Annotated in this window: 14 protein-coding genes; 13 read left to right on the forward strand and 1 reads right to left on the reverse strand. The window is 64.0% G+C overall.

The window, feature by feature from the left end:
- Positions 1–14 precede the first annotated feature (14 nt).
- Positions 15–722 carry a hypothetical protein gene (locus QCE62_RS06145; protein ID WP_309915535.1) on the forward strand — a complete coding sequence of 236 codons (708 nt, stop codon included), beginning with the start codon at positions 15–17 and terminating at the stop codon, positions 720–722.
- Between the two features lie 31 nt (positions 723–753).
- Here QCE62_RS06145 and QCE62_RS06150 read toward each other — a convergent pair whose 3' ends face one another.
- Positions 754–1,533, reverse strand: a complete 780-nt coding sequence (locus tag QCE62_RS06150; protein WP_309915537.1) for an alpha/beta hydrolase — start codon at positions 1,531–1,533, stop codon at positions 754–756.
- Between the two features lie 355 nt (positions 1,534–1,888).
- Between QCE62_RS06150 and QCE62_RS06155 the strand changes: the two genes are divergently transcribed.
- From QCE62_RS06155 to ldcA, 12 genes are all read left to right on the forward strand, one after another.
- Positions 1,889–2,422: a hypothetical protein gene (locus QCE62_RS06155; RefSeq protein ID WP_309915540.1), complete on the forward strand. Its 534-nt coding sequence runs from the start codon at positions 1,889–1,891 to the stop codon at positions 2,420–2,422.
- Positions 2,346–3,215, forward strand: a complete 870-nt coding sequence (locus QCE62_RS06160; protein ID WP_309915543.1) for a hypothetical protein — start codon at positions 2,346–2,348, stop codon at positions 3,213–3,215. The genes QCE62_RS06155 and QCE62_RS06160 overlap by 77 nt, the downstream gene beginning before the upstream one ends.
- 197 nt (positions 3,216–3,412) lie before the next feature.
- On the forward strand, positions 3,413–3,961 hold the full coding sequence (locus QCE62_RS06165) for a 2'-5' RNA ligase family protein (protein WP_309915546.1): 549 nt from the start codon (positions 3,413–3,415) through the stop codon (positions 3,959–3,961).
- Between the two features lie 111 nt (positions 3,962–4,072).
- The gene (gene ddpX / locus QCE62_RS06170) at positions 4,073–4,636 is read left to right on the forward strand and encodes a D-alanyl-D-alanine dipeptidase (RefSeq protein ID WP_309915549.1); all 564 of its coding nucleotides are present in this window, start codon (positions 4,073–4,075) and stop codon (positions 4,634–4,636) included.
- A gap of 35 nt (positions 4,637–4,671) precedes the next feature.
- On the forward strand, positions 4,672–6,264 hold the full coding sequence (locus QCE62_RS06175) for an ABC transporter substrate-binding protein (RefSeq protein WP_309915552.1): 1,593 nt from the start codon (positions 4,672–4,674) through the stop codon (positions 6,262–6,264).
- A gap of 8 nt (positions 6,265–6,272) precedes the next feature.
- On the forward strand, positions 6,273–7,340 hold the full coding sequence (locus QCE62_RS06180) for an ABC transporter permease (RefSeq protein WP_309919660.1): 1,068 nt from the start codon (positions 6,273–6,275) through the stop codon (positions 7,338–7,340).
- 45 nt (positions 7,341–7,385) lie between these two features.
- Positions 7,386–8,297: a nickel transporter permease gene (gene nikC, locus QCE62_RS06185; protein ID WP_409017801.1), complete on the forward strand. Its 912-nt coding sequence runs from the start codon at positions 7,386–7,388 to the stop codon at positions 8,295–8,297.
- Between the two features lies 1 nt (position 8,298).
- On the forward strand, positions 8,299–9,171 hold the full coding sequence (locus QCE62_RS06190; protein ID WP_309915557.1) for an ABC transporter ATP-binding protein: 873 nt from the start codon (positions 8,299–8,301) through the stop codon (positions 9,169–9,171).
- A complete protein-coding gene (locus tag QCE62_RS06195; protein WP_309915559.1) occupies positions 9,168–9,926 on the forward strand; it encodes an ABC transporter ATP-binding protein in 759 nt (252 codons plus the stop codon). The genes QCE62_RS06190 and QCE62_RS06195 overlap by 4 nt, the downstream gene beginning before the upstream one ends.
- Before the next feature lie 281 nt (positions 9,927–10,207).
- Positions 10,208–10,600, forward strand: coding sequence for a DUF1992 domain-containing protein (locus QCE62_RS06200; protein WP_309919663.1), 393 nt, complete (start codon positions 10,208–10,210; stop codon positions 10,598–10,600).
- On the forward strand, positions 10,597–11,223 hold the full coding sequence (gene tadA / locus QCE62_RS06205; RefSeq protein WP_409017802.1) for a tRNA adenosine(34) deaminase TadA: 627 nt from the start codon (positions 10,597–10,599) through the stop codon (positions 11,221–11,223). The genes QCE62_RS06200 and tadA overlap by 4 nt, the downstream gene beginning before the upstream one ends.
- Entirely contained in the window at positions 11,220–12,140 is a 921-nt protein-coding gene (gene ldcA / locus QCE62_RS06210; protein ID WP_309915562.1) for a muramoyltetrapeptide carboxypeptidase, read from the forward strand. The genes tadA and ldcA overlap by 4 nt, the downstream gene beginning before the upstream one ends.
- The last annotated feature ends 137 nt before the right edge of the window (positions 12,141–12,277 follow it).

Here is a 12,277-nt window from a genome sequence, read left to right on the forward strand (position 1 = left end):
CGATGGAAGACTCGATGCAAGACCTGCAGGCAATTCTGAAAGACTTGGCGGATGCTGAACCCTACAAGCCTTCGAAGAAGCTGGTCATGGAGCGCTCAAGAAAGCTGGCGAATTTGCTGCTTGGTCTCGGAGCGATATGCATAGTCCTGCTCGCCATAGCGGGCTTCTGGTACAAGGCCCAGCATACGCCGGCATTGGCTTATACGGCGCTCGCGTTCTACGTTCTGACTTGCCTGTTCAGCATGTTCGCCATACTTGTTGAACCGGCTAGCTCGCTCGTGGTCATGCTGCGCTGGAAAGCGGAAACAACAAAAACATTCATCGCAGAAATCGAAAACGATGAAAGCAACGTCAAGCGTCTGATCCGCTACGGCGACGATGGGTTGAAACGCGCGCAGTACTGGGTTCAACTCAAAATCAAACGGCTCGATACACGCATCGTGTTCTTCTTCGGAGGAAGCACGGCCGTGTACTCGCTGCTCGCGCTCACCTTCTCGAACATCAAGGATGCGGGCGGACTGACGTGGCTCCAACACACGTTCCTGCGCGGCTTTGCAGCCGACAATGTCACGAACACCGCCATCCTCTGGGGCATTGCATTGATATTCGGCGTGTCGATCGGCGTGATCCTGATCAAGAAAGTACAAGCCCGCTACGTGTATCAACAGGAATTGCTGGAGATGGCGTTGATGCGAAAGGCATCATCGCAGCCGAAGCTCTGAAAGCGAGCGCAGGCGCATCACGGGCCTGCCATCACCGCATCCGAAGCATGTCGCTGATCGCCTCCGCCAGCCCTTCCGGATTATCGTAGGCGATCATGTGCGCGGTACCCGGCACGCATTGAACGACACACCCGGCCTGTTCGAATTTCCCGATATCTTCGCTGGTCGCCGATGCAGACAAAATGACGCCTTTCTCCCGATCCAGCCGCGCGAGATCGCCGATCCAGTCTCCCGCATTGTCATCCAGCGCCGACTTTGCCCACTGATAGATCGCATGCGGTGACGCGACTGAAAACGGCCCGAGCCACGCATCGTTCGTTCCTTGCGCTTCCAATTCCGCGAGAAACGCCGCAAAGCCTTGCTCGACGAATTCGTCTTCACTCATCGCGGTGATTTTAGACAGCATGGACACGCCATATTCGTTGAGTCCGGGCTCGCACAGAATGAGCGTGCCGCTTCGATCCGACAACGCCTGCGCCAGTTTCAGCGCAATGAATGCCCCGGCGCTGTGGCCGAAGAGATCGACGCCGGAGAACGTCTGAGCGTCGATGAATTTCGACAGCAATGCCGCCTGCGCTTCCGAGGAATACTTGCCCGAGTCGGGCTTGTCGCTGAAGCCCGATCCCATCAGATCCATCAAAAGCGATCGCTGTCTGGAATAACCCTTCGAAGCAATCACTGGCGGGTAATCGCTGCTCGACGCACAGCCTAAACCGTGAATGAAAAGCAGCGGCTGTTCCATATGCGAGTCTGGATAAAGATCGAAGAAACGGAGAATATTTTCTGATTCGTCTGCAACGAAGGTGTTCATTGTCATCCTTGAGAGCAATGCAAGCAGCAGAATGGCCCGGGTGATGAAGGCGCATTCTTCGATCGACAGGGAATGTCCAGTCCCATATTAAATCGACTCGACATCCGCAAAAGCCGTGCATTCAATTGTGACGATTCCAACCTTATGTCGTGCGGGGTGAGGGCGCTGTCGCTGCTTTGACGCAAGAAAAACTCCACCTGACCAGAATCCTGAAGCGAGGGGGCGTCGCGCTCGAACGCCACTGTCCACTCTCGTTCTAAAAAACCGAACACTACTGTCGCAGCGCGACACTTTTTTCACAAAGGACCGCGAATAGCATCAGGACCTGAACTCGGATGTTTGGGTGGAGCGCAACATGTCTTACAGGTCTTTCATGCCTTACAGATTTCGATCGGCAGCAACCAGCGCCCGCGTCGCGAATCTTGCCGTTCTTCTCGGCTTCTCGGTTTCCTGCGAGGCGGCGGCGTCTCGTTCTGGCTCGGTTCCGAACTTTCTTGCGCAAACCACCCTGGGCGCCGGCGTCAACCCCAACGGCATCGTGGCGTTCAACGAAGGCGCCGTGTTCGTGGCCACGACCGTTACGAATCAAAGCGGCACGCCGGTCGCCGAAGTGCTGATCTTCGGGAAGGTCAACAACACGTACCAACAAATGGGCATGGTCATGCTGAAGGTCGGCGGCTGGGCGGAAGGCATGAGCATCAAGCCGGACAAGACGAACTTGGTCGTTGCAATTAACCAGGGCAGCGTGGCGCCGGTGGACATCCGCGACGCGCTGGCCGGCACGGCGAAGCCTTCGTTCGTCAACCAAAGCAATGGCGGCACGATCGCCAACCCCGGCACCTTCGGGACATCCCACGCCGGACGGCAAATATGCGTTTATCGCCAATGAATGGGGCAAGCTGACGCCCACGTCCGATAAAGGCAACATCGGGATCATCGCGCTCGACAAGCAGCGCGACGGGCGAACCACAGGCACGCAGGTGGGCTTCATACCGATTGTCGGCAGTGGGCTGGCGGGCGTGTCCTTTTCCCCGAGCGGCAAGCGAGCCTTCGTGCCCGCCGAGTACGTGAACGCCACCGAAAACGAAACGCTATCGGGTACCAACAATGCATCGCTCATCAGCACGCAATGCTTCAAGGACAGTCCTCAAGCGACAGGTTCGAATGGCGCGCTCAATGTCATCGATGTGGCAAAGGCCATCCAAGGTGCCGCGACGCCAGGCAGTGCGCCGAACGTCATCGGCAATGCTGTCGTGACCTCTGTCGCTGCGGCCTGTTCGCCGGTTCGGGCCGAGGCAACTCAGGACGGATCCTCCGTGTGGATCACGGCGCGGGGAAGCAACGAGCTGCTGCAATTCGACCGCACCAGACTCGCCGTCGATCCTGACCATGCGTTGTTGCAGAGCGTGGGCAGCAATGGCCTGTTGCCGGTCGGGCTGTACCTGGATCCGGTGCGTCCCTATCTGATGGTGACGAACACGAATCGCTGGACACGAGCCCGACGAGCGCGACGAGCGGGGTGGCTCCGCCCCTCAACCCGGTGGACCTTTCGGTCTTTGATATCTCGGCGCCGCACGCCTGGCTGGTTCAGACGCTCCCGACCGGGCTGTTTCCACGCGAGATTGCCACGATCGACCGCGGGCGAACCGAATTTGTCTACGATTTCGATTCCTCCACCGTGAGCGTGTTCAGGCAAACGGACGAGGGAACGGACTCCGGCGGCGCGGGCATCAGCCCGTCTGGATTCTTCGGCGCGCGCCCGGAACGGCGTTAATCTCTTGGGGCGGACGACCGCGCGAGCCGCAACCGCCCCTGAGGAACCCGCCGACATGCTTCGAACGCTCCTGTTTCGGCTCCTGATCGCATCGCGCGGCCCGACGTGAGCGCGCCTGCCACGGACTCGCTGTTCTTCGCCTTGTTCCCGGACGAAGCCGCGGCCGCGCGTCTCATCGGCTTGTCCACGCAACTCCGCACGCAGTACGGCCTGAAAGCGAAGGCGATACCGCCCGAGCGGCTCCACGTCACGCTGCATTATCTCGGAGCGTTCGCGGGCCTTCCCGACGAACTCGTCGCGCAGGCGCATGCCGCTGCTTCAAGCATCGCGCTGCCGCCCGCCGAAATCGAACTCGCCTGGATCGAAAGCTTCCCGGGCCGTCGCGCGAAGCGTCCGCTGGTGCTTGCAGGCGATGTAAGCCCATCGTTTCACGCTCTCGAACGCACTCTCCACGCCGCGCTCGCTGACGCGGGCATCGCCGTCAAGCCTTATCCGCGATTCGTGCCGCATGTGACGCTGCTCTACGACGAACAGCGCGTGCCGCCCCATCCGGTCGCGCCGGTCGGCTGGCGCGCTGGCGAATTCGCGCTGGTGCGCAGCCTGCTCGGCCAGTCGCGCCACGAAGTCCTCGCGCGCTGGCCGCTCGAAGGCTGATCCGGCAAAACCATCGCACGGAAAGGCTTTCGAAGATTTTTCTGACGGGTTAAGGTTCGGGTATCGATACCCAAGCTGCACGCAACAGCGCTCCGCCCGGATCTCGAATACATGACTCGTTCCCGTCTGCTGCACGTCACGCCCGATACGCATCATGTCCAGATCGATCTGGTCTACGCGACCGATCGCAACCTCACCGGCAAGCCCATCTACAAGGCCCAGCACTGCCTGCTGCTGGAACCCGCCGAAGCCGCGTTGTGCAAGGCCGTCGGGATTGCGCGCAGCATCGGCATGACGCTCAGGATCTTCGACGCCTACCGTCCGCCGCAAGCCCAGAAGGTGCTGTGGGACTTCCTGCCCGATCCGACCTTCATCGCCGAACTCGGACGCGGCTCGAACCACAGTCGCGGCACGGCGCTGGACCTGACGCTCGTCGATCGCGACGGCCAGGAACTCGACATGGGCACCGGATTCGACGCGATGGTGCCCGCGTCCGAACACTTCCACGCGGGCCTGCCGGAGCACGTGCAGCGCAACCGCACCTTGCTGCTGGGCGTGATGCATGGCGCGGGCTTCACGCACATCAAGAGCGAGTGGTGGCATTACGAACTGCCGGGCTCGCGCGAACTCGAGGTGATCGACAACGAAGACAGCGGCCCGCTGCGGCTTATGTGATGGCGGCATTCAAAAGATCCACAGGACGACACCCGATGAAGAAGGCATTGACGGCGCTCGCGTTCGCGGCTGCGCTGACGGCAGGTTTCGGCACGCAGCCGGCGGGCGCGGCCACGCCGAAGGACATGTTCGTCATGGCGACCTTGCTCGACGAATTCACGTCGCTCGATCCCGGCGAGATCTACGAACTGGTGCCGGAGGAATACGTCGCGAACACGTATGACCGGCTGGTGCGCGTGGACCTGAAGGATCCGTCGAAATTCAATGGCGATGTCGCCGAGTCCTGGACCGTGAGCCCCGACGGCCTGACCTTCACCTTCAAGCTGCGTCCGGGCCTCAAGTTCCATTCCGGCAATCCGCTCACCGCCGACGACGTCGCCTGGTCGATCCAGCGCACCGCGCTGCTCGACAAGGGCGCGGCGGCCGTGCTCGCGGGCATCGGGCTCACGAAGGCGAACGCGCTGCAGAACGTGAAGAAGCTGGACGACGCCACGGTCTCCGTGACGACCGACCGCCGCTACGCCCCGACCTTCGTGCTGAACGTGCTCGGTTCGTGGCCGGCGTCGGTAGTGGATCGCAAGCTGCTCGAAACGCACGCGAAGGGCAATGACTACGGCAATGAGTGGCTCAAGACCAACGAAGCCGGCTCGGGCGCCTACAAGCTCGTCAAGTGGACGGCGAACGACAGCATCGTGTTGCAGCGTTTCGAAGGCTATCGCGTGCCGCTCGCGATGAAGCGCATCGTGCTGCGCCACGTGACCGAGGCCGCGAGCCAGCGGCTGATGATCCAGAACGCCGACATCGACGTGGCGCGCGATCTCTCGCCCGACGACCTCGACACGCTGTCGAAGTCCGGCGTCATCAAGGCGACGGCCGTGCCGCAGGCCACGCTGATGTACCTCGGGCTCAACAACAAGAACCCGAATCTCGCGAAGCCCGAAGTCTGGGAAGCCATGAAGTGGCTGATCGATTATCAGGGCATCCAGAAGAACGTGATCCGCACCACCTACAAGGTGCATGAAACCTTCCTGCCTGAAGGCTTTCTCGGCGCCTTGAACGAAAACCCGTATCACCAGGATGTCGCGAAGGCCAAGGCGTTGCTCGCGAAGGCCGGGCTCGCGAACGGTTTCACCGTGAAGATGGACGTGCGCAACGACTACCCGTACAGCGAGATCGCGCAGGCGGTGCAGGCCAATCTCGCGCTCGCGAACATCAAGGTGCAACTCGTGCCGAGCGACAACAAGCAGACGCTCGGGCGCTATCGCGCGCGGGCGCATGACATCTACATCGGCGAGTGGTCGGCGGACTATATCGATCCGCACAGCAACGCCCAGGGCTTCGTGTGGAATCCGGACAACTCGGACGCATCGAGCTACAAGATGCTCGCGTGGCGCAACGCGTGGGACATCCCGCAACTGACGAAGGAAACCGATGCCGCGCTCGCCGAGAGCGACACGAAGAAGCGCGCGCAGCTGTACGAGAAGATGCAGCGCGAGGTGCTGGCGAAGTCGCCGTTTGTGATCATGTTCCAGAAGGTGTCGCAGGTGGCGGCGCGCCCGGGCGTGACCGGCCTCGAAGTCGGGCCGATCAACGATCTCGTGTCCTATCGCAATCTCAGGAAGCAGTGAGCGACGCCGTGCGCACGGTGAGCTTCTTCGAGCGCGTGCGCGCCGCCGGCGCGCGGCGCGGCGGCGTGCGCTTCGCGTGGGCGCTGCTGCGCTGGTTTGCAATGCTCGCCATCACCTTCACCGGGCTGCTGGCGATCACGTTCTTCATTGGCCGCAAGATTCCGATCGACCCCGTGCTGGCCATTCTCGGCGACCGCGCGTCCGCCACCGCCTATGCCGCCGCGCGGCTGCAACTCGGCCTCGACAAGCCGCTCGTCGAGCAATTCCTGATCTACGCGCGCGATGTGCTGCATGGTCATCTCGGCATCTCGCTGCTGACAGCGAATCCCGTCATCGATGACATCAAGCGCGTGTTTCCCGCCACCCTCGAACTGGCGACGCTGTCGACCTTCATCGGCGTGGCGATCGGCGTGCCGCTCGGCGTTGTGGCAGCAGTGCGGCACAACCGGATCGTGGATCATGTCGCGCGCGTGATCGGGCTTGCGGGCAGTTCGGTGCCGGTGTTCTGGCTTGCGCTGATGGGCCTGCTGCTGTTCTACGCACGGCTGCATTGGGTGTCGGGTCCGGGCCGCATCGATCCGCTCTACGACGGCATGGTCGATACCCGCACCGGCAGCCTGCTTATCGATGCGCTGCTCGCCGGCGAGTGGGATGTCTTCAAAAACGCGTTCTCGCACATCGCGCTGCCGGCGGGCGTGCTGGCGTTCTATTCCATCGCGTATCTGTCGCGCATGACGCGCTCGTTCATGCTCGAACAACTGAGCCAGGAATACGTGACGACGGCGCGCGCCAAGGGCCTGCCCGAGCGCCGCGTGATCTGGCGTCACGCGTTCGGCAATATCGCGGTGCCGTTGCTGACGGTGATCGCGCTTGCCTATAGCTATCTGCTCGAAGGTTCGGTGCTGACCGAGATCGTGTTCGCGTGGCCCGGCATCGGCTCTTATCTGACGGGCGCGCTGCTCAACGCCGACATGAACGCCGTGCTCGGCAGCACGCTCGTGATCGGCGCGACCTTCATTGCGCTCAATCTGCTAACCGATGCGCTGTACCGCGTCTTCGATCCCCGCGCGCGCTGACATGGAGCCCACACGCCGATGCAATCGCCCGCGGAACGCACGCCGATGACACGCGAACGTGGAAGCTTACGCGCCTGGCTGCTCACCGACACGCCCGCGTCCGCGCGTCAGGCGTCGCTCGGGCGCGCGTACCGGCGCTGGCGGAGTCTCGCGTCGAATCCACTCAGCATGCTCGGCCTCGCGATCCTGCTGGTGCTCGTGCTGATGGCCGCGTTCGGGCCGCTCGCCGTCACGCGCGATCCGTTGGCGCAAGTGCTCGCCGAACGCCTGACGCCGCCGGGCGCGGCGCACTGGTTCGGCACCGATCAGCTCGGCCGCGATATCCTCTCGCGGCTCGTGTACGGCTCGCGCCTGACGCTGGCGATCGCGCTGCTGGTGGTCGTGCTCGTCGTGCCGGTGGGCTTGCTGATCGGCACGGTGGCGGGCTATTGCGGCGGCATCGTCGATACGGTGCTGATGCGCGTCACCGACGTCGCGCTCGCGTTTCCGAAGATCGTGCTGGCGCTGGCCTTCGCCGCGGCGCTGGGGCCGGGCGTGCTGAATGCGGTCATCGCGCTCTCGATCACCGCGTGGCCGCCGTATGCGCGGCTCGCGCGCGCCGAGTCGCTGCGGCTCGCGCAGTCGGACTATATCCACGCGGCGCGCCTGCAAGGGGCCTCGCATCTGCGCATCGTGCTGCGTTATATCGTGCCGATGTGTTCGTCGTCGGTCATCGTGCGCGCCACGCTCGACATGGCCGGCATCATTCTCGCCGTCGCGGGGCTGGGCTTTCTCGGGCTGGGCGCGCAGCCGCCGAGCCCGGAATGGGGCTACATGGTCGCCGCCGGCCGCAACGTGCTGCTGGACGCCTGGTGGGTCGCGACCATTCCCGGCCTCGCGATCCTCGCGGTGAGCCTCGCCTTCAACCTGCTCGGCGACGGTCTGCGCGACGTCTTCGATCCCCGTCATGGAGGCTGACATGGATGAGCCGCTGGCACGGATCGACGGCCTGAAGGTGGCCTTCACCGCCACCGACGGCACGCTCACGCCTGCCGTGCGCGGCGTCTCGCTGACGGTGCAACGCGGCGAACGGCTCGGCATCGTCGGGGAATCGGGCTCGGGCAAGTCGCTGACCGGGCGCGCGCTGCTCGGCTTGCTGCCGCCCGAGGCGCGCTGGTCCGCCGACGCGCTGCGCTTCGAAGGGCAGGATCTGCTGGCGATGCGGCCGAAGGAACGGCGCCGGTTGTGCGGCACGCGCATGAGCATGATCCTGCAGGACCCGAAGTACTCGCTGAATCCGGTGATGACGGTCGCGCAGCAGATGCGCGAGACCTTCGTCCGGCAGACGCCCGGCGAGAGCCGGCGACAGCTGCGCGAGCGCATCGTCGCGGCGCTGGAAGCGGTGCATATCCGCGATCCGCAGCGCGTGGCCGATGCCTATCCACACGAGCTGTCGGGCGGCATGGGGCAGCGCGTGATGATCGCGATGATGGTGAGCGCGGGGCCGCGACTCCTGATCGCCGACGAGCCCACGAGCGCGCTCGACGTCCTCGTGTCGATGCAGGTGCTGGCCGTGCTCGACGAGATGATCGAACGCCACGACACCGGGCTCGTGTTCATCAGTCACGATCTGCCGCTGGTGATGTCGTTCTGCGACCGCGTCGCGGTGATGTACGGCGGGCGCATCGTCGAGACCTGTGCGGCGCGCGATCTGCGGCACGCCACGCATCCCTATACGCAAGGTCTGCTCGCCGCGCATCCGCCGCTCGATCATCCCCCCGACGAACTGCCGACCTTGCGTCGCGATCCCGCCTGGCTCGCGGAGACGTTCGACGCGGGAGTCGCGCGATGATCGAAATCGAGCGCGCGCTGATCCGCTTCAGCACCCGCACCGGTCACGTCGATGCCGTGCGCGACGTGTCCTTGCAAGTGGAGGAGGGCGAGGTGTTCGGGCTCGTCGGGGAATCGGGCAGCGGCAAGTCGACGCTCCTGCGCGGCCTCGCCGGTCTCGTGCCGCTCGCGAGCGGGACGATGCGCATCGGCGGCGAGACGACGCCGCGCCGCGCGCGCCGCGATGTGCAGATGGTGTTCCAGGACCCGTACGGCGCACTGCATCCGCGCTTCACCGTCGACAAGACCTTGCGCGAGCCGCTCGCCATTCACGGCATTGGCGACCCGGACGCGCGCATCCTCGCCGCGCTGGGCGAAGTCGGGCTCGGGCCGGCCTTCAGGTTTCGCTATCCGCATCAGTTGTCGGGCGGCCAGCGGCAGCGGGTGTCGATCGCGCGTGCGCTGATCGTCGGGCCGCGCGTGCTGCTGCTCGATGAACCCACGTCCGCGCTCGACGTGTCCGTCCAGGCCGAAATCCTGAATCTGCTGCGGCGGCTGCATCGGGAACGCAAGCTTACGATGGTCCTCGTCAGCCACAACCTGTCGGTCATCGGCTTCCTGTGCAGCCGGATTGCCGTGATGCGCAATGGCGAGATCGTCGAGCAGGTGAGCGTGGACGCGGTGCGCGCGCGCCGCGTCGAACACGAGTACACGCGGCGCCTGCTCGCCGCCACCGAAGGCTATACGCGTCGTCCGCATGGGGCGCCACGGACGTAGTCGTCGTACAAGCATATCCGGCAGCGCGCGGTCAAACGCATGTTGCGCAAAGGACGCATATCGATGTCAGTAAGCCCTGTATACGGTGCTAACCCACAGAGCGCGCTTCATCAGACGAAAACCGCTCCGCGCCCGCTGATAGAATAGGCACTGGATTGTCGAGACGTGCCGAACACCATATGAATTGGGTCTTCCGGCTGCCCTCCGACTTCAGGCTAACCAACGCAAATCGTGACAGACCGTGCCCGCCCCAGACGGGCGCCAACCGGTCGAAATCCCCGATGAAATTGCTAGATGCTTTGGTCGAACAGCGGATCAATGAAGCCGCCGCACGTGGCGAGTTCAACGACTTGCCGGGCGCGGGCGCTCCGCTCCAGTTCGCAGACGACGTCCTCGTGCCCGAGGAAGTGCGCGTCGCCAATCGAATTCTCAAGAATGCGGGCTTTGTCCCGCCTGCCGTCGAGCAACTCCGGGCCCTTCGCGGCCTCCAGGAGGAGTTCGACCGGGTGACGGATCCCGCCGCCCGCTGCCAGCTGCAAGCCAGGATGCTCGCCCTCGACATGGCCCTCGAATCGTTGCGTGGTGGCGGTTGCGTGCCGCACGAATATCGCCGGCGTATTGCCGAACGGCTCTCGGAGCGCGCGCTGTCCCGCGCGGCGCAACCGCCGAAGTGACCGTCACTTCCGACGCGCCGCCTCCGGGCGACTTGCCCGCAGCGCTTTCTGCTGCGGATTTCCCCAGCGAACGCGACCGCCGTTTCATGGCGCTCGCGCAGCGCGCCGCCGACGAAGCCCGCCGCGCGGGCGAGGTGCCGGTGGGCGCCGTCATCGTGCTGGGCGATGAAGTCATCGCCACCGGTTTCAACCATCCGATCCACGCGCACGATCCGTCCGCGCACGCCGAAATGGTCGCGCTGCGCGCCGCTGCGCAGAAGCTCGAAAATTACCGGTTGCCGGGCTGCGAACTCTATGTGACGCTCGAGCCCTGTTTGATGTGCTCGGGCGCGATCATGCATGCACGCATAGCACGCGTCGTCTACGGCGCCACCGATCCGAAAACGGGTGCCTGCGGCAGCGTAATCGACGTGTTCGCGAACGGGCAGCTCAATCACCACACGTCGGTGACGGGCGGCGTGCTTGCCGACGAGTGCGGCCACGCGCTGAAGAATTTCTTTGCCGAACGCAGGCGTCTGGCCCGGGAAGAACGCGATGCACGTCGCGCGCGGGAAGCCGCGGCTGCGTCGGGCGCGGGCGTTTCTTCTTCCGCAACGATCACGAATCCAACGACAACACCGTGAAAACACGCACCATCGACCTCGTTGCGCCCTCCGGTTATCCGGGCGATCCCGCCGCAGTGGAGCGCGGACTCACGCGTCTGCGCAGGGAAGGGCATCGGCTGGAGAACGCCGAGGCGACGCGCCGGCGCTTCCAGCGTTTCGGCGGCACGGATGCGGAGCGCGCGGCGGATCTGAACCGTCTCGCCGATCCTGGGCGTCCGCTGCCCGATATCGTGCTGGCGGTGCGCGGCGGCTACGGCGCGACGCGTCTTCTGCACGGGCTCGATTATCTGGGCCTGCGCCGTCTGGCAGATCAGCCGGTGGCGATCGTCGGTCACAGCGATTTCACGGCGATCCAGTGCGCGCTCTACGCGCATGCGGGCGTGAAGAGTTTCGGCGGGCCGATGTTCGCAGGCGATTTCGGCGCCGAGAACCTGAGCGCCTTCACGATGCAGCACTTCTGGAACGCGATCTCGCACGCGGAGTTCACGGTGCGGAGCAACGTGCCGCAGCGTGAGTCGGTCGATGCCACCGGCATGCTGTGGGGCGGCAATCTGGCGATTCTGGCGTCGCTGGTGGGTACGCCGTATCTGCCGCCGGTCGAAGGCGGGATTCTGTTCATCGAAGACGTCAACGAGCATCCGTTCCGTATCGAGCGGATGATCTATCAGCTGCATCAGGCGGGCGTTCTCGGGCGGCAGCAGGCGATCGTGATGGGCGAGTTCTCCGGTGGACGGCTCTCGGACTACGATAACGGCTATTCCCTCGACGCCATGATCGAGCAGGTGCGCACCGTGACGGGCGTTCCGGTGATCACGGGCCTGCAATTCGGGCACGTCGAGAACTTGCTGACGCTGCCTTTCGGTGCGACGGCGCATCTCGTCGCCGAGCCGCGCGGATTCATGCTGAAGCTGTCCGACTATCCGCACCTGAGTTGAGGCTCAATGCGGAACCGCAAAAGGCGCCGCAAGGCGCTTTTTTTTTCGTCTCCACGGGCAACTAACCGCCGAATTTTGCTTTGCACGCCGTATCAGGTACCGCCATCGGCCGCGAACGATTGTCGACAAAAACGTGC

The sequence above is a fragment of the Caballeronia sp. LZ033 genome (assembly GCF_031451265.1).
In the GTDB taxonomy this organism is placed as follows: domain Bacteria; phylum Pseudomonadota; class Gammaproteobacteria; order Burkholderiales; family Burkholderiaceae; genus Caballeronia.

Coding starts and splice junctions, on each gene's coding strand:
- QCE62_RS06145 (WP_309915535.1), top strand. CDS start 15: ATGCAAGACCTGCAGGCAATTCTGAAAGACTTGGCGGATGCTGAACCC.
- QCE62_RS06150 (WP_309915537.1), bottom strand. CDS start 1,533: ATGAACACCTTCGTTGCAGACGAATCAGAAAATATTCTCCGTTTCTTC.
- QCE62_RS06155 (WP_309915540.1), top strand. CDS start 1,889: ATGTCTTACAGGTCTTTCATGCCTTACAGATTTCGATCGGCAGCAACC.
- QCE62_RS06160 (WP_309915543.1), top strand. CDS start 2,346: ATGGCGGCACGATCGCCAACCCCGGCACCTTCGGGACATCCCACGCCG.
- ddpX (WP_309915549.1), top strand. CDS start 4,073: ATGACTCGTTCCCGTCTGCTGCACGTCACGCCCGATACGCATCATGTC.
- QCE62_RS06175 (WP_309915552.1), top strand. CDS start 4,672: ATGAAGAAGGCATTGACGGCGCTCGCGTTCGCGGCTGCGCTGACGGCA.
- nikC (WP_409017801.1), top strand. CDS start 7,386: ATGACACGCGAACGTGGAAGCTTACGCGCCTGGCTGCTCACCGACACG.
- QCE62_RS06190 (WP_309915557.1), top strand. CDS start 8,299: ATGGATGAGCCGCTGGCACGGATCGACGGCCTGAAGGTGGCCTTCACC.
- QCE62_RS06195 (WP_309915559.1), top strand. CDS start 9,168: ATGATCGAAATCGAGCGCGCGCTGATCCGCTTCAGCACCCGCACCGGT.
- QCE62_RS06200 (WP_309919663.1), top strand. CDS start 10,208: ATGAAATTGCTAGATGCTTTGGTCGAACAGCGGATCAATGAAGCCGCC.